General features: G+C 31.2%; 27 protein-coding genes. 22 read left to right on the forward strand and 5 right to left on the reverse strand.

Translation table 11 applies throughout. The features are described from left to right. Positions 1 to 9: 9 nt before the first annotated feature. Together ELQ09_RS02900 and ELQ09_RS02905 are read right to left on the reverse strand one after the other, a co-directional pair. Positions 10 to 1,641 carry a multidrug ABC transporter permease/ATP-binding protein gene (locus ELQ09_RS02900; RefSeq protein ID WP_057042598.1) on the reverse strand — a complete coding sequence of 544 codons (1,632 nt, stop codon included), beginning with the start codon at positions 1,639 to 1,641 and terminating at the stop codon, positions 10 to 12. Positions 1,642 to 1,690: 49 nt separating this feature from the next. Continuing rightward, entirely contained in the window at positions 1,691 to 2,986 is a 1,296-nt protein-coding gene (locus ELQ09_RS02905; RefSeq protein WP_134239917.1) for an MFS transporter, read from the reverse strand. An 88-nt stretch (positions 2,987 to 3,074) separates the two neighbouring features. On the opposite strand from ELQ09_RS02905, the gene ELQ09_RS02910 reads away from it, so the two are divergent. From ELQ09_RS02910 to hisIE, 16 genes are all read left to right on the forward strand, one after another. Next, a complete protein-coding gene (locus ELQ09_RS02910) occupies positions 3,075 to 3,872 on the forward strand; it encodes an MBL fold metallo-hydrolase (RefSeq protein ID WP_134263754.1) in 798 nt (265 codons plus the stop codon). Between the two features lie 87 nt (positions 3,873 to 3,959). Next, the gene (gene infA / locus ELQ09_RS02915) at positions 3,960 to 4,178 is read left to right on the forward strand and encodes a translation initiation factor IF-1 (RefSeq protein WP_002781436.1); all 219 of its coding nucleotides are present in this window, start codon (positions 3,960 to 3,962) and stop codon (positions 4,176 to 4,178) included. 171 nt (positions 4,179 to 4,349) lie between these two features. Beyond that, positions 4,350 to 4,463: a 50S ribosomal protein L36 gene (gene rpmJ, locus ELQ09_RS02920; RefSeq protein WP_002781429.1), complete on the forward strand. Its 114-nt coding sequence runs from the start codon at positions 4,350 to 4,352 to the stop codon at positions 4,461 to 4,463. A gap of 2 nt (positions 4,464 to 4,465) precedes the next feature. Further along, positions 4,466 to 4,831 carry a 30S ribosomal protein S13 gene (gene rpsM, locus ELQ09_RS02925; RefSeq protein WP_002800121.1) on the forward strand — a complete coding sequence of 122 codons (366 nt, stop codon included), beginning with the start codon at positions 4,466 to 4,468 and terminating at the stop codon, positions 4,829 to 4,831. Between the two features lie 9 nt (positions 4,832 to 4,840). Next, entirely contained in the window at positions 4,841 to 5,233 is a 393-nt protein-coding gene (rpsK, locus tag ELQ09_RS02930) for a 30S ribosomal protein S11 (protein ID WP_002779544.1), read from the forward strand. Positions 5,234 to 5,260: 27 nt separating this feature from the next. Then, positions 5,261 to 5,887: a 30S ribosomal protein S4 gene (rpsD, locus tag ELQ09_RS02935; RefSeq protein ID WP_002856574.1), complete on the forward strand. Its 627-nt coding sequence runs from the start codon at positions 5,261 to 5,263 to the stop codon at positions 5,885 to 5,887. A gap of 12 nt (positions 5,888 to 5,899) precedes the next feature. After that, complete coding sequence (locus ELQ09_RS02940; protein WP_002855748.1) at positions 5,900 to 6,913, forward strand: DNA-directed RNA polymerase subunit alpha; 1,014 nt, start codon at positions 5,900 to 5,902, stop codon at positions 6,911 to 6,913. Between the two features lie 3 nt (positions 6,914 to 6,916). Further along, positions 6,917 to 7,270, forward strand: coding sequence for a 50S ribosomal protein L17 (gene rplQ, locus ELQ09_RS02945; protein WP_002851332.1), 354 nt, complete (start codon positions 6,917 to 6,919; stop codon positions 7,268 to 7,270). Positions 7,271 to 7,442: 172 nt separating this feature from the next. Next, positions 7,443 to 8,342: an ATP phosphoribosyltransferase gene (gene hisG, locus ELQ09_RS02950; RefSeq protein ID WP_052949833.1), complete on the forward strand. Its 900-nt coding sequence runs from the start codon at positions 7,443 to 7,445 to the stop codon at positions 8,340 to 8,342. A gap of 7 nt (positions 8,343 to 8,349) precedes the next feature. Next, positions 8,350 to 9,636 (forward strand): histidinol dehydrogenase, encoded by a 1,287-nt coding sequence (hisD, locus tag ELQ09_RS02955; protein WP_134263755.1) that lies wholly within the window; start codon positions 8,350 to 8,352, stop codon positions 9,634 to 9,636. Continuing rightward, positions 9,633 to 10,691, forward strand: a complete 1,059-nt coding sequence (gene hisB, locus ELQ09_RS02960; protein WP_134225631.1) for a bifunctional histidinol-phosphatase/imidazoleglycerol-phosphate dehydratase HisB — start codon at positions 9,633 to 9,635, stop codon at positions 10,689 to 10,691. Before hisD ends, hisB begins: the two co-directional genes overlap by 4 nt. Next, positions 10,688 to 11,275 (forward strand): imidazole glycerol phosphate synthase subunit HisH, encoded by a 588-nt coding sequence (gene hisH / locus ELQ09_RS02965; protein ID WP_070317468.1) that lies wholly within the window; start codon positions 10,688 to 10,690, stop codon positions 11,273 to 11,275. Before hisB ends, hisH begins: the two co-directional genes overlap by 4 nt. After that, positions 11,272 to 12,003, forward strand: coding sequence for a 1-(5-phosphoribosyl)-5-[(5-phosphoribosylamino)methylideneamino]imidazole-4-carboxamide isomerase (gene hisA / locus ELQ09_RS02970; protein WP_052858818.1), 732 nt, complete (start codon positions 11,272 to 11,274; stop codon positions 12,001 to 12,003). The genes hisH and hisA overlap by 4 nt, the downstream gene beginning before the upstream one ends. Beyond that, complete coding sequence (locus ELQ09_RS02975) at positions 11,988 to 12,944, forward strand: HTH domain-containing protein (protein ID WP_134263756.1); 957 nt, start codon at positions 11,988 to 11,990, stop codon at positions 12,942 to 12,944. Before hisA ends, ELQ09_RS02975 begins: the two co-directional genes overlap by 16 nt. Beyond that, on the forward strand, positions 12,945 to 13,712 hold the full coding sequence (gene hisF / locus ELQ09_RS02980) for an imidazole glycerol phosphate synthase subunit HisF (RefSeq protein WP_134263757.1): 768 nt from the start codon (positions 12,945 to 12,947) through the stop codon (positions 13,710 to 13,712). A gap of 1 nt (position 13,713) precedes the next feature. Continuing rightward, positions 13,714 to 14,337, forward strand: coding sequence for a bifunctional phosphoribosyl-AMP cyclohydrolase/phosphoribosyl-ATP diphosphatase HisIE (gene hisIE, locus ELQ09_RS02985; protein ID WP_070261479.1), 624 nt, complete (start codon positions 13,714 to 13,716; stop codon positions 14,335 to 14,337). A 23-nt stretch (positions 14,338 to 14,360) separates the two neighbouring features. On the opposite strand, the gene ELQ09_RS02990 is transcribed toward hisIE, so the two are convergent. Further along, positions 14,361 to 15,521: a 2,3,4,5-tetrahydropyridine-2,6-carboxylate N-succinyltransferase gene (locus ELQ09_RS02990; RefSeq protein WP_002866583.1), complete on the reverse strand. Its 1,161-nt coding sequence runs from the start codon at positions 15,519 to 15,521 to the stop codon at positions 14,361 to 14,363. 25 nt (positions 15,522 to 15,546) lie between these two features. Then, positions 15,547 to 16,653 carry an Mrp/NBP35 family ATP-binding protein gene (locus ELQ09_RS02995; protein WP_038816157.1) on the reverse strand — a complete coding sequence of 369 codons (1,107 nt, stop codon included), beginning with the start codon at positions 16,651 to 16,653 and terminating at the stop codon, positions 15,547 to 15,549. A 122-nt stretch (positions 16,654 to 16,775) separates the two neighbouring features. Between ELQ09_RS02995 and ELQ09_RS03000 the strand changes: the two genes are divergently transcribed. The 6 genes from ELQ09_RS03000 to prfA all read left to right on the forward strand — a co-directional run bounded on the left by ELQ09_RS03000 (position 16,776) and on the right by prfA (position 21,846). Continuing rightward, positions 16,776 to 17,891 (forward strand): bifunctional 2-C-methyl-D-erythritol 4-phosphate cytidylyltransferase/2-C-methyl-D-erythritol 2,4-cyclodiphosphate synthase, encoded by a 1,116-nt coding sequence (locus tag ELQ09_RS03000; RefSeq protein ID WP_002877789.1) that lies wholly within the window; start codon positions 16,776 to 16,778, stop codon positions 17,889 to 17,891. Then, complete coding sequence (locus ELQ09_RS03005; protein ID WP_002862251.1) at positions 17,888 to 18,775, forward strand: response regulator; 888 nt, start codon at positions 17,888 to 17,890, stop codon at positions 18,773 to 18,775. Before ELQ09_RS03000 ends, ELQ09_RS03005 begins: the two co-directional genes overlap by 4 nt. Continuing rightward, positions 18,753 to 19,913 carry a sulfate adenylyltransferase gene (locus tag ELQ09_RS03010; protein ID WP_096702725.1) on the forward strand — a complete coding sequence of 387 codons (1,161 nt, stop codon included), beginning with the start codon at positions 18,753 to 18,755 and terminating at the stop codon, positions 19,911 to 19,913. The genes ELQ09_RS03005 and ELQ09_RS03010 overlap by 23 nt, the downstream gene beginning before the upstream one ends. 4 nt (positions 19,914 to 19,917) lie before the next feature. Further along, positions 19,918 to 20,418, forward strand: a complete 501-nt coding sequence (locus tag ELQ09_RS03015) for a phosphatidylglycerophosphatase A (protein ID WP_002858951.1) — start codon at positions 19,918 to 19,920, stop codon at positions 20,416 to 20,418. Between the two features lie 78 nt (positions 20,419 to 20,496). Further along, positions 20,497 to 20,760 (forward strand): 30S ribosomal protein S20, encoded by a 264-nt coding sequence (gene rpsT, locus ELQ09_RS03020; protein ID WP_002856547.1) that lies wholly within the window; start codon positions 20,497 to 20,499, stop codon positions 20,758 to 20,760. A gap of 18 nt (positions 20,761 to 20,778) precedes the next feature. Then, complete coding sequence (gene prfA / locus ELQ09_RS03025) at positions 20,779 to 21,846, forward strand: peptide chain release factor 1 (RefSeq protein WP_002858952.1); 1,068 nt, start codon at positions 20,779 to 20,781, stop codon at positions 21,844 to 21,846. 12 nt (positions 21,847 to 21,858) lie between these two features. On the opposite strand, the gene ELQ09_RS03030 is transcribed toward prfA, so the two are convergent. After that, positions 21,859 to 22,614: a HugZ family heme oxygenase gene (locus ELQ09_RS03030; protein ID WP_052793662.1), complete on the reverse strand. Its 756-nt coding sequence runs from the start codon at positions 22,612 to 22,614 to the stop codon at positions 21,859 to 21,861. Between the last annotated feature and the right edge of the window lie 187 nt (positions 22,615 to 22,801).

Below are 22,801 nucleotides of genomic sequence, written 5' to 3' on the forward strand. Positions count from 1 at the left end.
TTTTGGGCTTTAATCAAATTTTTCTACTAAATTTTTAGCTAATTCCTTTATATTCTCACCCTTTAATTCGCTGATTTCACCATTTTGAGCCAAGAAAATTCTATCAGCACTATCAAAATATGCATCATCATGTGTGATAGCAAAGATTGTTTTACCTTGCTCTTTTAGCAAAGGTAAAAGTTTTTTATAAAAAAATCTTCTAAAAACAGGATCTTGATCAGCCGCCCATTCATCAAGCACTAAAATATCCCTTTCTTCAAGCAAGGCTATAAGCATAGCTAAACGCTTTTTTTGCCCTGTAGAAAGTTTGGTTAAGGTCAGTTCATTATCTTTAACACTTGTTTTATCTTTAAGTTCTAAAAACTCCAACCAAAAAGCAATTTTTTCTTCGCTTGCAAAATTTTCTTTATTTAAGGTTTTAGTAAAAAGATGAAAATCGCTAAAAACGGCAGAAATAAGAGATCTATACTCATCTAACTTTTTATCATCTATAAGCGTATCATCAACATAAATTCCGCCTTTGCTTGGCTTAAAAAGTCCTGTCAAAAGCATACAAAAAGTGGATTTACCACTTCCATTTTTACCTATTAAAAATACCAATTCACCTTTTTTAAGTTCTATATTTACAGGATTTAAGTGAAAATTTTCTTCATAAGCAAATTGAGTATTTCTAAAAGAAATTTTTTTCCATTCACTAATATAATGTGTTTTTTTAAAACCTTCTATATAATCATCTAATTCCAATTTTGCGATCTTATCTAAAGCGATTTTTGCCAAAAGCAAAGTAGGAAAAGATCCTATCATAGATACTAAAGGGGTTCGTAAAAACAAAATAGAAAGAGCTATAGTTGTAGCATCTGCAACACTTGCCCATTCAAATTTTAAAGCTAAGTAAAACTCTACACCCACTAAAGCCAAAAGAGTTACATTTGTCCAGTTGTTTGAGAGATTGTTAAAAAGATTGCCTAAAGTACTATTTTTCTTTTTCAATCTTGCATTATTTTCAAATTCATCTTCATAGTAAAGCTTGGCTCTGTCACGATTGATCAAAAGTTCTTTATGTCCATCTAATATATTTTGGTAATTATTTTGCAAAGCATCGTCATTTTCCCTTGCCTTTCGAAAATACTGATATACTTTCATCATCAAAAAATTATTAGTAATAAAAATAACCATAATCCATATCACACACAAAGCAAAAATTTGTGGTGAAAGATAACATAAATAAACACTAGTGCATAAAATCAATATACTTGATTGTAAAAAATCAGGCAATCTTAAAAGCCCAAAAGATATATTTCTCACATCACTTCCCAAAGAAGCTAAAATTCTAGCCTTACCTACTTTAGCCACTCTTAACAAAGGGGTGTCTAAGATCTGCTTTACTACGCGCCTTTGCATTTTAAAAATAAAATTTTGTCCAAAAATACTAAGTCCAAGTTCAACTATGGTAGAACTTATAAAAAATATCAAAAGCAAAACAATAAAATAAAAAATAGGAATGTTTTGTGCATTTTTAAGCAAATAATCATTGATAAAAACAAGAGTTAAAACTCCAACAGCACTTGTAATAAAAGAAAAAAGCAAAAAAGAAATCAACTTTAATTTATTTTGCTTAAGTAATTCCATAATAAAAGGCATTTATAAACTCCAAAATATAATTTTAATTATAACATTTTAAGAGTGATTATCAAAATTTTATTTTATCTTTTACTATAAAAACAGCACAAATAGCCAATAACGCTAAAAAAATCATATATATACTCATACCATATAAAAATGGATTTTCATTTTTACTCGCAAGTGTATTAAGCCAAAAAACGAGTTGCGGAGTAATACTGCCTGAAATTGCATAAGCAATATTATAAGAAAAAGAAATTCCTGAAAATCTTATTTTAGCTCTAAAAACTTCACTCATTAAAATAGGCGCAAACACATTAATCCCACCTAAAAAACAAACAATCGAATACAAAATACACACCAAAACCAAATTTTTAAGCTCATATAAAGTATAAAAATATAAAAAAGAAAAAAATACAAAAGTTAAAGAAAAGAAAATGCAAATTTTAAATAAACCAAATTTATCTACAAGATAACCCATAAAAGCCCCGCCTAAAGCTATTCCCAAAATTCCTAATATCTGTAAATAACTTCCTTCAACCCCACTTAAATTTAAAATACTAGGCATAAATTTAGGCATCAATAAAACAAGCACAATAACACAACCTGTTAAAACCCAAGTCATCATCATTGATGAAAATAAATTTTTTACAATATCCTTTTCTTTAAATAAATCTCTAAGTGGAAAAGAACTAAGTGATGATTCTTTTTTCATTTGTTTAAAAACAGGAGTTTCTTGCAAAAATCTACGCAAATAAATAGAAATAATCCCAAAAATTCCACCTACAAAAAAAGCAATACGCCATGCATAAGCAGCAATTTCTTCTATACTAAAAAAAGCATTAATGATTAAAAATACTATACTTCCTAACAAAATTCCTAAAGCCATAGCTGAATTTAAACAGCTTAAAAAGAAAGCTTTTTGTTTTTCTTGACAATGTTCTCTTACAAAAACCCAAGCTCCAGGCAATTCTCCACCTATAGCTATGCCTTGAAAAATTCTTATAAGTATCAATAAAACAGGAGCTAAAAACCCAAGAGTTTCATAACCTGGAATAAAAGTTAAGACAAAGGTAGGAAGAACCATTAGTAAAATACTTAGCATAAACATATTTTTACGCCCAAATTTATCTCCAAAATGTGCCATAACTATACCACCTAAAGGACGTGCTAAATATCCAGCTGCAAATGCTCCATAAGTATTTAATAAAGCCCAAAATTCACTCATATCTTTAGGAAAAAATACATTGGCTATATATTCAGCAAAAAATACAAAAATAATAAAATCATAAAATTCTAAAGTTCCTCCTAGCGAAGAAAGTCCTAAGATCTTAATTTCCTTTGTTCCAAATTTTGATTTTTTCATTGATTAATTACCTTAAATTTTAAAAACATTGTTTTTATTATACTATAATCATTTCCAAAATATTTATCTAAAAAATTTAAGGATAAATATGTTTAATTTTATAACCACTCTTTTAAAAACCAATCTTTATTTTTTAGAAGAAAAAACCACAAGCAAAAGTTCAAATCAAACCCATATAATCTCACTTAAACAATCTGATGATGAATTTTTAAATTTATTATTTTCTTTTTTAGTGCCACAAAGCGATGAAGATAAGAATTTTATAGGAAAAACTCGCACAAAAATCAAAAGAAATGAGCATAATATTGCTCTGATAAAAAATCCAAATTTTAATGCTTTAATAGACGCAGGGTTTTTAGATACTATTGACACATTAAAAGAAAAATTGCATACCCACAAAACCGATTTCAAAGATATCACTCATATTATCTTAACACACGCGCATCCTGATCATATAGGAGCTTTAATGAGCGAAGAAAATCTTTTTCCAAAAGCTCAAATTTTAATCGATAAAAAAGAATATGATTTTTGGATCAAAAGCGATAGACAAGAAATTAAAAACACCTTGCTTAAACTTAAAAATATAGAATTTATTAACCACTCTAAAGATTTGATCTTTCAAAATTCAGGCATTAAAGCCATACCTGCTTATGGACATACCCCAGGTCAAAATGCTATCATAATTGATGATAAAATAGTCTTTTGGGGAGATTTACTTCATCTTTATGATATACAAATCCCAAAACCTAAAATCGCTATAAAATTTGATATAGATCAAAATGAGGCTATACAAACAAGGGAAAAACTACTTAAAGAATTTAAAGAAAGAAAACTCAAAGTTATAGGGACTCATGTGCCTTTTATTGAGCCTAAATTTTTAGATTAATTACTTAAAAATTACTAAAAATTAAGTAAAAATTTTAATAATTTTTGCTAAAATTATAGCCTTTTTATTTCATGAAAGGAGAAAATTTTGGCAAAAGATGATGTAATCGAAATTGATGGCACCGTACTTGAAGCATTGCCTAATGCAAATTTCAAGGTTGAACTTGACAACAAACATGTAATTTTATGTCATATTGCAGGAAAAATGCGTATGCATTATATAAGAATAATGCCAGGTGATAAAGTAAAAGTAGAACTTACACCTTATAGCCTTGATAAAGGGCGTATAACTTTTAGATATAAATAATCTAAGTTATTTAAAAGCTAATTTTAGATAAAATTAGAGTTTTTGCGACAAATTACATCGAACTATATGAAGAAGTATTTTTAAAATCCACCACTTATTTTGAAAATAGTTGGTTATTCATAAAACCTGATGTAGTCGTAAATCAAGTGGAATTCATTCAAGGAGACGCTCATGAAAGTGAGACCATCGGTTAAAAAGATGTGCGACAAGTGCAAAGTAGTTCGCCGTAAAGGCGTGGTTCGCATTATTTGCGAAAATCCAAAACATAAACAAAGACAAGGATAAACATGGCTCGTATTGCAGGTGTGGATTTACCAAAGAAAAAAAGAATTGAGTATGGACTAACCTATATTTATGGTATAGGACTTTTCACTTCAAGAAAAATTCTAGATAAAGTAGGAATTTCTTATGATAAAAGAGTTCATGAGTTAAGTGAAGATGAAGCAGCAGCTATCCGTAAAGAAATTCAAGAAAACTATATGGTTGAAGGGGACTTGAGAAAACAAGTTGCTATGGATATTAAAGCACTTATGGATTTAGGAAGCTTTAGAGGCTTAAGACACAGAAAAGGCTTACCAGTTCGCGGACAAAAAACAAAAACAAACGCAAGAACTAGAAAAGGTAAGAGAAAAACTGTTGGTGCAAAATCATAAGGATAAATCATGGCAAAAAGAAAAATCGTAAAGAAAAAAGTAGTTAAAAAAAATATAGCAAAAGGTATTGTTTATATCAGTGCGACTTTTAACAATACTATGGTTACAGTAACTGATGAAATGGGAAATGCTATCGCTTGGAGTAGTGCAGGTGGTTTAGGATTTAAAGGTTCTAAAAAATCAACTCCTTATGCGGCACAACAAGCAGTAGAAGACGCTTTAAATAAAGCAAAAGAACACGGAATTAAAGAAGTAGGCATTAAAGTACAAGGACCAGGAAGCGGTAGAGAAACTGCTGTTAAGAGTGTAGGTGCTATGGAAGGAATTAAAGTAACTTTCTTAAAAGATATCACTCCATTAGCTCACAATGGTTGCAGACCGCCTAAGCGTCGTCGTGTCTAAGATATAAGAAAAATTTAGGAGAATATTATGGCAAGATATAGAGGACCAGTAGAAAAATTAGAAAGACGCTTTGGTGTTAGCTTAGCATTAAAAGGGGAAAGAAGGCTAGCTGGCAAAAGTGCGCTAGATAAACGCCCTTATGCACCAGGACAACACGGAGCAAGGAAAGGTAAAATTAGTGAGTATGGACTTCAATTAAGAGAAAAACAAAAAGCTAAATTTATGTATGGAGTAAGCGAAAAGCAATTCCGTCGCTTATTTGCTGAAGCAGCAAGAAGAGAAGGAAATACAGGGGTATTACTTATTCAACTTTTAGAACAAAGATTAGATAATGTGGTATATAGAATGGGTTTTGCTACAACACGTCGTTTTGCAAGACAACTTGTAACACATGGACATGTTTTAGTAAATGGTAAAAGAGTGGATATTCCTAGCTTTAGAGTAGAAGCAGGTGCTAAAATCGAAATCATCGAAAAAAGCAAAAACAATCCTCAAATAACAAGAGCTATCGAACTTACAGCACAAACTGGAATCGTTGCTTGGGTTGATGTTGAAAAAGATAAGAGATTTGGAATTTTCACAAGAAAACCTGAAAGAGAAGAAGTTGTCATTCCGGTTGAGGAAAGATTTATCGTTGAGCTTTACTCTAAGTAATAGGGGCTAAATATGAGAAATATTACAACATCTGCTTATACGCCAACAGAATTTACAATAGAAAACATTAGTGATACTGTGGCTAAAATCAGTGCTTGGCCTTTTGAAATCGGCTATGGAATCACCCTAGCCCATCCTTTACGCCGTTTGCTTTACACTAGCACCATAGGATATGCTCCAACTGCGATCCATATTGATGGCGTAGCTCATGAATTTGATAGCATGCGTGGTATGCTTGAAGATGTAGCACTTTTTATCATTAATCTAAAAAAACTACGCTTTAAAATTAAAGGCGAATCAAATAAAGAAATAGTAGAATTTAGCTTTAAAGGCTCAAAAGAAATTTACGGCAAAGATCTAAATAATGATCAAGTAGAAGTAGTAAATAAAGACGCCTATCTAGCAACAATCAACGAAGATGCTGAACTCAAATTCACATTGATCGTTGAAAAAGGTATTGGCTATGTACCAAGCGAAGAAATTAAAGAGCTTATAAATGATCCTAAATTTATAGCTTTAGATGCTTTCTTTACACCTGTAAGAGAAGCAACCTATGATATTGAAAAAGTTTTATTTGAAGATAATCCTGATTATGAAAAAGTGGTTTTAACCGTAACAACTGATGGACAAATCACTCCAAATGAAGCTTTTCAAAATGCTCTAGAAGCTATGTATAAACAATTATCAGTATTTGATAAAATTACCAATGTTAGAAGTGTAATTAAAAATCAAGCAACAAGCAATGAGTTAGAAAATACTAAATTATTGCAAAACATTACAGATTTAAATTTAAGTGCTAGAAGTTATAATTGTCTTGAAAAAGCAGGAGTAGTTTACATAGGCGAGCTTGCTTTGATGAGTGTAAGTGAACTTGCAGGGCTTAAGAATTTAGGTAAAAAATCTCTTGATGAAATTAAAAACATCATGGAAAGCATAGGTTTTCCTGTGGGAACTTCTAAGCTTAGCGATAATAAAGAAATACTTAAAAATAAAATCGCAGAATTAAAAGCACAAAACGAAGGATAAAGAATGAGACATAAACATGGATATAGAAAACTTGGCAGAACTTCATCTCATCGTGCTGCCTTATTAAAAAATTTAACTATAGCTTTAGTAAATAGCGGAAAAATCGAAACTACTCTACCAAAAGCTAAAGAATTAAGAGGCTATGTAGAAAGATTGATTACTAGAGCAAGACTTGGAGATTTTAACGCTCATAGAGCAGTTTTTGCTTCATTACAAGATAAAAACGCTACTAATAAATTAGTAACTGAAATTGCTCCAAAATTCAAAGATCGCAATGGTGGATATACAAGAATCATCAAAACAAGAATTCGCCGTGGTGATGCTGCTGAAATGGCTTTCATCGAATTTGTAGCTTAATCAAATCCTAGCTTTTGCTAGGATTAATACTTCAATTAAATATCCTAAAAATAAAAAGTTTTAAATAATTATTTTAAATAAAATTAAATTTATTTATTTTTCAAAACCCTTGCTAAAAATTCAACTACTTATGCTAATATAAGTTTTTAATTTTTAATTTCAAGGATATGTTATGCAAGAAAACACTCGTTTACGCATTGCGATACAAAAATCAGGCAGACTTTCAAAAGAATCCATAGAGCTTCTTTCAGAATGTGGTGTTAAAATACATATCCATGAACAAAGTTTGATCGCTTTTTCTACAAATTTACCCATAGATATTTTACGCGTTAGAGATGATGATATTCCAGGGCTTATTTTTGATGGTGTTGTAGATTTAGGCATTATAGGGGAAAATGTTTTAGAAGAAAATGAACTTGAACGCCAGTCTTTAGGAGAAAATCCAAGCTATAAGCTTTTAAAAAAGCTAGATTTTGGATATTGCCGTCTTTCTCTTGCCTTGCCTCAAGAAAATAAATTTCAAAATTTGAAAGATTTTGAAGGCTTAAGGATAGCTACTTCTTATCCACAACTTTTAAAGCGTTTTATGAAAGAAAATGGAATTAATTATAAAAATTGTATGCTTACAGGTTCTGTTGAAGTAGCCCCTAGGGCAAATTTAGCCGATGCGATTTGCGATCTTGTTTCAAGCGGGGCAACTTTACAAGCAAACAATCTTAAAGAAGTTAAAGTCATTTATGAATCTCGTGCTTGTTTGATTCAAAAAGAAAATGCTTTAAGTAAAGAAAAACAAGCCTTAGTGGATAAAATTATGTTGCGTGTAGCAGGAGTAATGCAAGCAAGAGAATCTAAATACATTATGCTTCATGCTCCAAAACAAAAGCTTGATAAAATTCAAGCCCTACTTCCAGGAGTTGAAAGACCAACCATCTTACCTTTAGCACACGATGAAAAAAATGTAGCTTTACATATGGTAAGTAAAGAAAATCTTTTTTGGGAAACCATGGAGGCTTTAAAAGAAGAAGGTGCGAGTTCGATTTTGGTTCTGCCTATAGAAAAAATGTTAAAGTGAGTAAAAAATGCAAATTTTAGTATATGATAATTTAGATGAAAAACAAAAAGAAGAAGCATTAAAACGCCCTGCTATAAGTGCGAAAGATGAAATTTCAAAAATAGTAAGTTCTATCATTAAAGAAGTGCAAGAAAAAGGCGATGAAGCTTTGATAGAACAAGCTTTAAAATTTGATAAGGCTGAAATTTCTAATATTAAAATCACTCAAGAAGAAATTACTCAAGCAAGTAATCGTTTGGATAAAGATTTACAAGACGCTATTTTAGTAGCTTATGAAAATATCAAAAAATTCCACGAAGCCCAAATCCCACATGAAATCGCTCTTGAAACTACAAAAGGCGTTAAATGTGAGGTTTTAACACGCCCTATAGAAAAAGTAGGACTTTACATACCAGGGGGTTTAGCACCTTTGTTTTCAACGGTTTTAATGTTAGCTATCCCTGCAAAAATTGCAAGTTGTGAAAAAATCGTTTTAGCAAGTCCTGCAAAAATCAATGATGCCGTGCTTTTTTGTGCCAAGCTTTGTGGCGTGGATGAAATTTATCAAATGGGCGGTGCAGGAGCTATAGCAGCTTTGGCCTACGGTACGCAAAGTGTTTTAAAGGTGGATAAAATTTTTGGCCCAGGAAATGCCTTTGTAACCGAAGCAAAACGCCAAGTAAGTAACGATATAAACGGAGCAGCTATTGATATGCAAGCAGGACCTAGTGAAGTTTTAGTAATAGCTGATGATTTGGCTAATGAAAAATTTGTAGCTAGTGATTTGCTTTCACAAGCTGAACATGGTGCAGATTCTCAAGTGATTTTGGTGTGTTTAAGTCAAGATTTTGCTCAAAAAACAAGTGATGAAGTCCAAAGTCAATTAGAACTTTTACCTCGTAAAGAACTTGCAAGCAAAAGCATTGCTAATTCACGCATTATCATAGCTAAAGATTTAAATCAAGCCTTAGAAATTTCAAATCTTTATGCCCCTGAACATTTGATCATACAAACTCAAAATCCACGAGAACTTTTAAAAGGTGTAAAACACGCAGGATCGGTATTTTTAGGAGCTTATTCTCCGGAGTCTATGGGTGATTATGCAAGTGGGACAAATCATGTTTTACCTACTTATGGACTTACTAAAACGCATTCTAGTTTAGGTTTGGCAGATTTTAGTAAAAGAATGACCGTTCAAGAATTAAGTAAAGAAGGTTTTTTAGCTTTAGGTAAAAGTGTTGAAATTTTAGCACAAAATGAGCATTTAGACGCGCACAAAAATGCAGTAACTTTTCGTTTAGAGAGCTTAAAATGAGTCAAAAAATCCTTTTTATAGATAGAGATGGCACTTTAATAGAGGAGCCAAAAAGCGATTTTCAAATCGATACTCTTGAAAAATTACGTTTTGAAAAAGATGCTATTCCCACTCTTTTAAAACTAAAAAATTTTGGATTTAAATTTGTTATGGTAAGCAATCAAGATGGTCTTGGAACACCAAGTTTTCCAAAGGAAAATTTTGAAATCGCTCATGAAAAAATGCTTGATATTTTAAAAAGTTGCGGTATAGAATTTCAAGATATTTTTATTTGTCCGCATTTTGAAAATGAAAATTGTACTTGCAGAAAACCTAAAACCGCTATGTTAGAAGAGTATATCAAACACGAGCTTTATGATAAGGAGCAAAGTTTTGTTATAGGAGATCGTGAGAGTGATATGATCTTGGCTTCAAATTTAGGCGTGCGTGGTTTAAAATACGGCGAACTTTCTTGGAAAGAAATAGAAAATGAAATTTTAAGTTCTTTTAGAAGTGCGAGTTATCAAAGAACTACTAAAGAAACAGATATAAAAGTAAAAGTATGCTTAAATGGGGGTAAGGTTAGCATTAAAACAGGTATTGATTTTTTTGATCACATGTTAGAGCAAATCGCTGTACATGGAGGTATAGGGCTTGAAATTTCTTGTAAAGGGGATTTGGAAATCGATGAGCATCATAGCGTTGAAGATGTAGCCTTAGCACTTGGAGCTTGTATCAAAAAAGCTTTAGGGGATAAAATTGGCATTGCAAGATATGGTTTTACTTTACCTATGGATGAGTGTTTGGCAAGTTGTGTGATGGATTTTTGCAATCGTCCTCATTTAGTCTATAAAGCCAAATTTAAAAAATCTCATTTAGGGGCTTTAAGCACAGAAATGATCGAGCACTTTTTTTATTCTTTAAGCTATGCTATGGGCGTGAGTTTGCATTTAAAAGTTAAAGGTAAAAACGATCATCATAAAGCTGAAGGGCTTTTTAAAGCCTTTGCAAAAGCTTTGAAAATGGCAGTGAAAATAGAAAGTGAAAATTTAGCCAGCTCTAAAGGAGTGATATGAAAATCATCATCATCGATACAGCCTGTGCGAATTTAGCATCTTTGAAATTTTGTCTGGATAGATTAGGTTTTAATGCAACTATCAGTAGGGATTTAAAAGAGCTTGAAAGTGCGGATAAGCTTTTTTTACCTGGAGTGGGTACCGCAAAAGAAGCGATGAAAAATTTAGAACAATTTAATCTTATTGATTTTATTAAAAATACCAAAAAACCTTTGCTTGGTATTTGTTTAGGTATGCAAATTTTAGGAAATTTTTCTGAAGAATTAAATCAAGAAACTTTAAAACTCATAGATTTTACAACTCAAAAATTTAAAGCTAAAGAAGGCTTTACTTTTCCACATATGGGATGGAATCAAGTTCATAGCTCTCATGCTTTGTTTAAAGGCTTAGAAGGGGCTTATTTTTATTTTGTGCATAGTTATTGTGTAGGACTTGGGGAATACACTATAGCAGATTGTGAGTATTCGCAAAAATTTAGTGCAAGTGTAATGAAAGATAATTTTTACGGGGTGCAATTTCACCCTGAAAGAAGTAGCGAAACGGGGGAAATTTTAATTTCAAATTTTATTAAGGATATAGGATGACTCAAATCATACCCGCACTTGATCTTATAGATGGTGAAGTGGTGCGTCTTGTAAAAGGGGATTACGAACAAAAAAAAGTATATAAATACAATCCCTTAAAGAAATTCAAAGAATACGAAAAAGCAGGAGCGAAAGAACTTCATCTTGTAGATCTTACAGGTGCAAAAGATCCTAGCAAAAGACAACTTGCTTTGATAGAAAAATTAGCTAAAGAAGTCAGTGTCAATTTACAAGTAGGCGGAGGCATACGCTCTAAAGAAGAAGTTAAAGCTTTGCTTGATTGTGGAGTAAAAAGAGTAGTTATAGGATCTATGGCGATTAAAGATGCGACTTTATGTTTTGAAATTTTAAAAGAATTTGGTAGTGAAGCTATAGTTTTAGCCTTAGATACGATTTTAAAAGAAGATTATGTTGTGGCTGTAAATGCTTGGCAAGAAGCAAGCGATAAAAAGCTTATGGAAGTTTTAGATTTTTATAGCAATAAAGGCTTAAAACACATACTTTGCACAGATATTTCAAAAGATGGCACCATGCAAGGAGTAAATGTAAGACTTTACAAACTTATCCATGAAATTTTTCCTAATATTTGCATTCAGGCAAGTGGTGGAGTAGCGAGCTTAAAAGACCTTGAAAACTTAAAAGGAATTTGTAGTGGGGTTATCGTAGGAAAAGCTTTATTAGACGGAGTTTTTAGCGTAGAAGAAGGAATAAGATGTCTAGCAAATTAAGTTACAAAGAACTTGCTTTAGAAATTTTAAAACAAAGCGATAAGCCTTTAAGCGCTAATGAAATTTGGCAAAAAGCTCTTGAAAAAGGCTTAGATAAAAAGCTTTCTAGCATAGGACAAACTCCAATTGCTACTTTAGGGGCTAGGATATATGTTGATATAAAAGAATTGCAACACAATTCTTTATTTATTAAAGCTTCCCAAAAACCCAGAACTTTTTGGTTAAAAGAAAGAGAAAATGAACTTTTAAAGCTTGATGATAAAAATGAAATTACTAACGAAAAACAAGAAAAAAATAAATTTCATGAAAGAGATTTACACCCCTTGATTGTAAAATTTTTATATGAAAATTTAGATTTTAATTTAAATTGCAAAACAATTTATCACGAACAAAGCAAAAAGGGTAAAGGTGGGGAAGATAAGTGGAATTATCCTGATATTGTAGGGGTTTATTTTCCTTATGATGATTATGAAAAAGAAACCATAACACTTTTAGAAAATATCAAACAAAACAGCTATAAACTTTTTTCTTTTGAACTTAAAATTGCTTTAAATTTTTCAAATTTAAAAGAATGCTATTTTCAAGCTGTAAGCAATTCTAGCTGGGCAAATGAGGGCTATTTGGTTGTTTTACAAGAAATTGATAGCGAGGTTTTAAGCGAGTTAAGACGCTTAAATCAAAGTTTTGGCATAGGAGTGATAAAACTTGAAAAAGATATTTCAAATTCTCAAATTTTAATTAGTGCAAAAGAAAAAGAACTTGATATTCAAACACTAAATATGCTGATTAATAAAAATCCAAATTTTAAAGAATTTATTGATGATATAAACAAACAAATTAAAGTGGGCAAAGAAGCAAAAATTCAAGCTAATTTTGATGAAATTAAAAGCGATGAAAAAATGGAAAAATATCTTAAAGAAAAATGTATTTTGGAGAAATAAATGCTTACAAAACGCATAATTGCATGTTTAGATGTCAAAGATGGCAGAGTAGTAAAAGGAACACAATTTAAAAACCATAAAGATATGGGAGATATCATAGAGCTTGCTAAGTATTATTCTCAAAATGGTATTGATGAGCTTGTTTTTTATGATATTGCTGCAAGTGCTAGAAAAGAACGCATATCAAGAGAATGGGTAAGTGAAGTAGCAAAAAATATCAATATTCCTTTTTGTGTTGCAGGGGGTATTAAAAGCGAAGAAGATGCAGCTGAACTTTTAGCTAATGGGGCAGATAAAATTTCTATCAATTCTCCTGCTTTAAATGATCCAAGCCTAATCACACGCCTTGCTAAAAGCTTTGGCGTGCAATGCGTAGTAGTAGGGATTGATAGCTTCAAAGATAAAAATGGAAATTTAAAAGTATTTCAATACACAGGCGATGAAAAAATAAGCAAGCATAGTGGAAAAAGTACTTTAGAATGGGTTAAAGAAGTGCAAGATCTAGGTGCAGGCGAAATTGTTTTAAATATGATGAATCAAGATGGTGTTAAAAATGGCTATGATTTAGAACAATTAGAAGCTGTATATAAAATTTGTAAAGTACCTTTGATCGCAAGCGGGGGAGCGGGAAAAATGGAGCATTTTTTAGAAGCTTTTAAACTAGGTATAGATGGGGCTTTAGCTGCTTCCGTTTTTCATCAAAAACTTATAGACATTAAAGAATTAAAAATTTATCTTAAAAATCAAGGCTTAAGTATAAGGATATAATATGCAAAATTTCAAAGAACTTAATGAAAAAATCGCTTGGCAAAAAGTGGATCATCTTTTACCTGTCATCGTCCAAGATGCAAAAACTTGTGAAGTTTTAATGCTAGGCTTTATGAATAATGAAGCCTTAGAAAAAAGCTTAGAAAGTGGCAAAGTAGTCTTTTTTTCACGCAAAAAACAGCGTCTTTGGATGAAGGGTGAAGAAAGTGGAAATTTCTTAAATATCATAGATTTAAGCTTAGATTGTGATAATGACACGCTTTTAATTTTAGCAAATCCTGTAGGACCTACTTGTCATACGGGCGATATTTCTTGTTTTGAAAAAATTTCTAAAAATGCGGATTTTGTTTTTCTAGCCAGACTTGAAAAGCTTATCAATTCACGAAAAAATGCCGATGAAAATACTTCTTATACAGCAAAACTTTTCAAAAGTGGTACAAAACGCATAGCACAAAAAGTTGGTGAAGAAGGCGTAGAAACAGCTTTAGCAGCGACAGTAAAAGATAAAGAAGAGCTTATTTGTGAAGCAGCGGATTTAATGTATCATTTAAGTGTTTTACTTGCAGATGCAAATCTTAGTTTCTCAGATGTGATTTCAAAGTTGAAAGAAAGGCATAAAGCTTAAAGCTTTATGTAAATGAATTTATATCAATGCAAGGCTTCGTTAAGTTTGACTGCTTTTTTATTTAAAGCTACTATCATAGCACCACTTATAGAATCTTGACGGAAATGTAGTCCATTTAAACCTTTAAGCTCTAAGCCTTTGTAAATTTCTTTATCAAAATTAAAATAAGGATTAAGTTTAGCAAGTTCTTCGGCATCTTTGAGTAAAAATTTCGTTCCTTCTAGCACCGCAATACCTGCATCAACTATACAATTATCCCCTAAAGGAATTCCTGTCACTGAATTAGCCCCTAAAAGACAAGCCTTGCCTACGCTTATAGCATTACCACTTGTTCCACTTAAAACACCTAAAATCGAAGCTCCGCCACCTACATCAGAACCTTCTCCTACTATAGCACTTGAACTAATACGCCCTTCAACCATACAAGCTCCTGTTGTACCTGCATTAAAATTCACATAACTTGCCCCTGGCATGATGGTTGTTCCTGCTGCTAAAGATGCACCCATTCTTACTTTGGAACTTTCTAAAATTCTTGTATTATCCTCAGGGATAATATGCGCTAAAAATCTTGGAAATTTATCAACAAAATCGATTTTTGGATATTGATTGCTCATTTTTAAACGCATTTCATTTGCTCTTAAATACTCAAGCTCGATAGGTTTATCATCGCTCCAAGCTACATTGCTTAAAAGTCCAAAAGCTCCATTTAGATTAATACTTCTTAAAGGTACTTTTTTAGTAGAAAGCAAATAAAGTTTTAGATAAACACTTTCTACACTTAAAGGTTCTTTATCTTCAAAAAGACAAACAAAAGCAAACTCATCGTCTTTAAATTTATCTTTGATAATCTTTAATAAATCAATATTTTGATGCCCTTCTTCTTCTAAAAAAGGTTTAAAACAAGAAAGTGCAAAATCAATATCTTCTAATTTTAAAGTTTGCACAAACTCGCTCGCATTAAAATCAATCTCCACACCCCTTTGCATAAAAGCTTCAAGCATGATTGCCGCTGAGCCAAAATTTTGCTCATAATTAATCAAAGCAAAACTTGCTTGTAAGATTTTATTTTTATTTAACTGTCCTCTATCAAGCCTTGCTATACCAAAAGCTTTAGGTTTTTTATAGCCACTTTTTTGCTCGATTTGTTTGATTAAAAGTAAAAAATCTTCTTTAGTATTAATCATTTTCTTTTCCTTATCCACTTAATTTTTAATGCGAACACGCACTTTTTCCATTCATCACAGGTTGTATAGCAGAATTATCCGCACCACCTTCATTGTTAATCTTTTCTATAAAGCTCCAAATTTTTTCAGCTGCCATTAAATAACGCTTTGAACTCACACTTTCAGGGTGATAAAAACTCACAGGCTTGCCTTCATCTCCACCTTCTCTTACTATCATTTCTATAGGAATTTGTGCTAAAACTTCACTTTTATAGGCTTTTGCCATATCCTCAGCCGTTCCTTTGCCAAAAATATCATACTCTTTACCATTATCAGGGCATAAAAATCCACTCATATTTTCAATCACACCCGCTATAGGAATGTGAAGCTTATTAAACATATCTAAAGCTCTTTTACTATCATCTAAAGATACGGTTTGAGGTGTGCTTACACAAACTCCTGCAGTAATAGGAATACTTTGTGCAGAAGTAATTTGCGCATCGCCTGTTCCTGGAGGCATATCCAAAAACAATACATCAAGTTCAGGCCAAATCACATCGGCTAAAAGTTGCTCGATTGCTTTCATAATCATAGCTCCACGCCACATAAGACCTTGACCCTCTTCGATCAAAACCCCCATACTCATCATATAAACACCATGAGTTAAAATAGGCTTTAATCTCTGCCCTACTACTTCAGGCTGAGTTTTGGTTTCGCCTAGCATTCTTGGAATATTTGGCCCATAAATATCTGCATCTAAAATCCCTACTCTTTTTCCCATTTTAGCCATGGAAATTGCTAAATTTACTGTAGTTGTAGATTTGCCCACACCACCTTTTCCACTTGAAACCATGATGAAATTTTTTACTTGTGGAGCGATATTTTTTCCACTTCTTGAATTGCTTTTTTCTTCAGGAATTTTTGGAGTAATGATATTAAGTTCAATATTTTTTAAAGCCAAACTCGATAAAGCTTCAATAGCATTTTTACGAATTTCATTAGCTACTTCAGGATTTGCTGAAACGATTTCTATATCAATAAATACACCATCATCTTGAATTTTAATATCTTTTACAAAGTTAAAACTCACTATATCCTTTTCAAAACCAGGATATTTTACAGTTTTTAATTTCTCTAAAATTTGTTCTTTCATATTTTTTCCTTGTCTTTTAAAAAAATAAATTTTACTAATAAAATGATAAAATTTAGCTTTTTATAAGTGTATAATATGGTAACATTATAAAAACCAACAATATTAAAAAGAGGAATGAAAAAATGAGTGAAATTAGCCTCATTATGTTAGCAGCTGGAAATTCTACTCGTTTTAACACAAAGGTAAAAAAACAATTTTTACGACTTGGAAATGACCCTCTTTGGCTTTATGCAACAAAAAATTTAAGCTCTTTTTATCCTTTTAAAAAAATAGTTGTTACCTCTAGTAATATCACTTATATGAAAAAATTTACTAAAAACTATGAATTCATAGAAGGTGGTGATACCAGAGCAGAATCCTTAAAAAAAGCCTTAGAGCTCATAGATAGCGAATTTGTTATGGTAAGTGATGTAGCAAGGGTATTGGTGAGTAAAAATTTGTTTGATCGTTTGATTGAAAATTTAGATAAAGCAGATTGTATTACCCCTGCTTTAAAAGTTGCAGATACAACACTTTTTGACAATGAAGCCTTGCAAAGAGAAAAAATCAAACTCATTCAAACCCCGCAAATTTCTAAAACCAAATTGCTTAAAAAAGCCTTGGATCAAAACCTAGAATTTACAGATGATAGCACAGCTATAGCTGCAATGGGTGGAAAAATTTGGTTTGTTGAAGGTGAAGAAAATGCAAGAAAACTAACCTTTAAAGAAGATCTTAAAAAGCTTGATTTGCCTACACCTAGCTTTGAAATTTTTACTGGCAATGGTTTTGATGTGCATGAATTTGGAGAGAATCGCCCTTTGCTTTTAGCAGGAGTGCAAATTCATCCTACTATGGGGCTTAAAGCACACAGCGATGGAGATGTTTTAGCTCACTCTTTAACCGATGCGATTTTAGGTGCTGCAGGACTTGGAGATATAGGAGAGCTTTATCCTGATACTGATATGAAATTTAAAAATGCCAACTCCATGGAGCTTTTAAAACAGGCTTATGATAAAGTCAGAGAAGTAGGTTTTGAACTCATTAATATAGACATTTGCGTCATGGCACAAAGCCCTAAACTTAAAGACTTTAAACAAGCTATGCAAAGCAATATAGCTCATACTTTAGATTTAGATGAATTTAGAATCAATGTTAAAGCCACAACAACGGAAAAATTGGGTTTTATTGGAAGAAAAGAAGGTATGGCGGTGCTTAGTAGTGTAAATTTAAAATATTTTGATTGGACAAGATTATGAAAGTTTTAATTATTGAAAATGAAATTTATCTAGCACAAAGCATTAGCATTAAACTAAGCGATGCTGGATATAGCTGTGAAATTATCAACTCGTTTGATGAATACAATGGTGAAAAATACTATGATATTGTACTGCTTTCTACAAATACTAATAACTTTCTAAAAGCCGTAGGTCAGTTTAAACATAGTATTATTATTTTGCTTATTTCTTATATAAGTACAGATACAGTTTCAAATCCTTTGAAATTAGGTGCTAGTGATTATATTCAAAAACCCTTTATGATAGAAGAGCTGATTAGAAAAATAAAGCATTATCAAGATTTTAGAAAACTTTCAATCCTTAATAAAGCTTATCAAAGCTACATCAAATCAAGATTAGAAACAATCAAAATTCCAGAGTATAATTATAAAAAATTAAAACTTCCATTGATATTAAAATCCAACAAGCAAAGCAGTGCTGATGCTTTTGTTTTTAATTATGCAAATGAATGTGACATTACTCTTTCTTTTATTGATTTAACATCTACAAATTCAGTTGAAAAAGTTATGAAACTTCCCACAGAAAACAATCTCTTATTTTTGAGTAACTTTCAAGCATTAAAAGCAGCAGAAAAGGAAAAACTCCTAGATTTTATACAAAACAAAAATGTTATTTTGCATACCAATTCAAATACAGATGATTTAAAAATAAACTGCATTAATTTAAATGATAATGAAAAAAATATCGATAGCAATGAAATTTTAACCATAGATGAGTATGTAAAATATGTTATTATAAATTACCAAAATATATTTCCTGATACTGATCTTTCAAAAAAATTAGGCATTTCACGTAAATCTTTATGGGAAAAAAGGAAGAAATATGAAATCAGCAAGAAAAAATAAAAACATTACCATAGATCAAAATGAATTTGGTATCTTGTCACTTATTAAAGAAGGTTTGCTAGGTGCTTGCACTCATTTAATGAATGAAAAAGAAGTCAATGAAATCATTAAATCAGGAAAATTTAAAGGAGAAAGTTTTCCCTATCCCTTAAGCTTTGCGCCAAAAAATGCTGAAGAAGCACTAAATGATATAAAATCTGGCGATAGAATCGATCTCATACTAGACGAAAAAGTAGTAGGACATATAGATTTTAAAAGCCGATTTAAAAATAATAAAAATTTTTCTGATATTTTCAGTCCTAACACTTGCTCTTTGGAAGATATGGGAACAACTTGTATAAGTGGAAAAATAGAAATTTACAATTCTCAAATTAAAAAAATAAAAGAAAATTTTCAACAAATCAAAAACAATCTTAATGCACAAAAAATTACCGCTATAGTTTCAAGTTTTGATCCTTTGCATCGTGCCCATGAAAGAATGTTTCGTTGGACTATTGATAAAGCAGATTTAGTTGTAATTTTTCTTGTAGAATCTTTTGATGCAAATGGGTTTGAATTCGAACTTAAAGAAGCTTATTTGAAAAAATTTATTCAAAACTATCTTCCACCGGATAGAATTTTCATTTTTCCATTAAAAAATATTAATATTTTTCACGCTCATTTAAATCCTGGTTTAGAAAGCATTATCGCAAAAAGTCTAGGTTGTACCAAACTAGTAGTAGGACAAAATCATACAGGACTTGGAATGTTTTATGATGATAATCAACCAAAAACCATACTTGATGATTTTTCCAAGGATTATGGCATAGAAGTGATTGTTTTGCCTGAATTTGTATTTTGCGATCAATGTCGCATGATTGTTAGCACAAGATCTTGCCCTCATGGTTGTCATCACCATTTGCACTATAATTCTCAGTCTTTAAAAGATTTACTAAGAGCGGGTATCATTCCTCCAGCAATTTTCATGCGCAAGGAAGTATCTAGTGTTATTTTAACTTCTCTTTTTCCAAATAGATTAAAAAATATGCAAAAAATTTATAATGAGCTTTTTCCAACTGATGGAATTTTAGAATACAAAAATGATGAAGAATTTTATCAAAAACTTTTAGAAATTCATCAAATGTCTTATATGGTGTAACAAAATGCAAAAATTATTTTTAACTTTTTTTTATTCAGGTTCTATAAAAAAGGCAAGTGGGACTTTTGGTACTATCGCTGCTTTAATACCTGCTTTTTTTATACTTAAATATCTCGGAATTAATACTTTGTTTTTACTAAGTATTTTAATTTTTGTTGCAAGTATTCGTGTTATAGATGATTATGAAAAAAAAACAGGAATTCACGATGACAAACACATAGTTATCGATGAAGTTGCTGGGGTTTTTCTTGCTTGTGCTATTGCAGCAAGTGTTGAAAACTCGATAGTCAATTTTATTTTGGCTTTTGTTTTATTTAGACTCTTTGACATTACAAAACCTTCTATTATTGGCAAGATAGATAAAAAAGTCAAAGGCGGACTAGGTGTAATGCTTGATGATATGCTAGCAGGATTGTTTGCTGGACTTTTAAGTGCGGTAATTTATGGATTTTTACTTAAATTTAATTTAGTTTTTTGGGATATAAATTTAAAGGATTTATTTTGAAATTTTGCTTAAATTAATTAAATTTTAAATTTTATTCTTATATAATTTAGTCTTTAATTTCAAAAAAGGAAAATATAAATGGCAAACCATAAATCTGCTGAAAAAAGAGCAAGACAAACTATTAAAAAAACAGAAAGAAATAGATTCTATAGAACAAGACTTAAAAATATAACTAAAGCCGTAAGAGAAGCTGCAGCAAATGGAGATAAAAATGCTGCTAATGAAGCTTTAAAAGTAGCTAATAAAAGCATTCATGCTATGGTAAGTCGCGGTTTCATTAAAAAACAAACTGCTTCTCGCCGTGTAAGCCGCTTAGCCCTTTTAGTAAATAAAATCGCATAATTTTCTATATAGTTTTTAATGTTAGCTAGCAAACTAGATCCTTTTTTAAAACGCTTTGAAGAGTTAAATTCTCTTCTTAGCAGTTCTGATATACTCAACGATATCAGTAAAATGACTACACTCTCTAAAGAACAAAAAAATTTAGAACCTATCGTTTTAAAAGCTAAAGAGTATTTAAAAACTTTAGACAATATAGAAGAAAATAAAGCTTTGCTAAACGATCCAGAACTTGGGGAACTTGCAAAAGAAGAACTAAAAACTTTAGAAGAATTAAAACCAAAACTTGAAGAAGAGATTAAAATTTTACTTCTTCCTAAGGATCCAAATGATGAAAGAAATATTTTTCTTGAAATTCGTGCAGGTACAGGTGGCGATGAGGCATCTTTATTTGTAGGAGATCTTGTAAAAGCTTATGCAAGATATGCTGAAAATCGCGGCTATAAACTTGAGATTGTAAGCTCTAGTGAAGGAAGTGTAGGTGGATTTAAAGAAATCATCATGCTTGTTAAAGGAACAGGGGCTTATTCAAGACTTAAATATGAAGGTGGAACGCACCGTGTTCAAAGAGTTCCTCAAACAGAATCCCAAGGACGCGTGCATACTTCTGCTATCACCGTGGCAGTAATGCCAGAAGTTGATGATATAGAAATCGAAATCAATCCAAACGATCTTAAAGTTGATGTTATGCGATCTTCAGGACATGGTGGACAAAGTGTAAATACTACTGATTCAGCTGTTCGTATCACTCATATCCCCACAGGTATAGTTGTAGTCAATCAAGATGGAAAAAGCCAACACAAAAATAAAGAAAGTGCGATGAAAGTCCTAAAAGCAAGGCTTTATGAAATGCAAGAAAGTGAAAGACTAGCAAAAGAAAGTGAAGCAAGAAAATCACAAGTAGGAAGCGGAGATAGAAGCGAACGCATTCGCACTTACAATTTTCCACAAAATCGTATCAGCGATCATAGAATAAATCTTACTTTATATCGCTTAGATGCCATTATGCAAGATGGGCTTTTTGATGAAATCATAGAACCTTTAATCACTCATCATCAAGCCCAAGCTTTACAAGAACAAAATTTATAAGTTTTATACAAATTAATGCTTATGTGGGAATTTATGTGGATTTCCACTAGCACCTACATGTGCAACATTTCCATTTTCTATATCATAAGCTTGACCAAAACCTTTTACAAAGCGTCCTTTTTTAAATTCAAGCTTTACTAGATGAAAATCAAGCATCTTGCGTATAGTTTTAATGCCTCCTTCTCCTCCGGTTTGTTTTTCAAACTCATCATAAATTTGATCAAATCTTTCACCTCTCTCTAAAAAGCTTGCATTTACTCTATAGCGCAATCTTTTGCGAAGTATCACAGAAGCAGCTTTACTCTCATCCTCTAAAAACATTATTTCCATATTGTTTGGATTTACTTTGATGTTGTTAAAATGTTCACTTACTTCACTTATATAAATATAATTTCCCCATTCTGTGCTTACAAAAGGTGCATACGAGCAAACAACTTCTCCATTTGTATTTAAAGTTGCCAAAGCTACAGAATTAAAACTTAGCATAAATTCATTTAATTCTTTTTCTACACCACTAAAATTTTGCTCACTCTTTGCACTCATGCAAAGGGATATTATAGTATCTTTAATTGTGTTTTCATCGGCTTTTTTAGGAAATTCCACTCGTAAATTTTCTTTATCATTGTAAACAAGATCCAAGCCATTAAAATCAACACTTTTTAGAAAAACATCTTGCACTTGCTCAATACCACCAAATTTTTTACAAAGATCAACTAAATTTGATTTATGATGATCATTCATATGAGAAATAATGCTTTGAAAATTCATTTTTATCCTTTCTTGATTTTAAAATAAAATATTAAAAAAAATGGTATCAATTATCAAATTAAAAAGCACTTAAAATATACAAATTATCTATTTTAACAAAAATTTATACTAAATTAAGTTAATAAAGGATAAATTTCATTCTAAATTATTATGATATAAATTATCATTATTTATTTTATTTAAGGAG

The organism is Campylobacter sp. CH186, from assembly GCF_004378925.1.
Classification (GTDB): Bacteria; Campylobacterota; Campylobacteria; order Campylobacterales; family Campylobacteraceae; genus Campylobacter_D; species Campylobacter_D jejuni.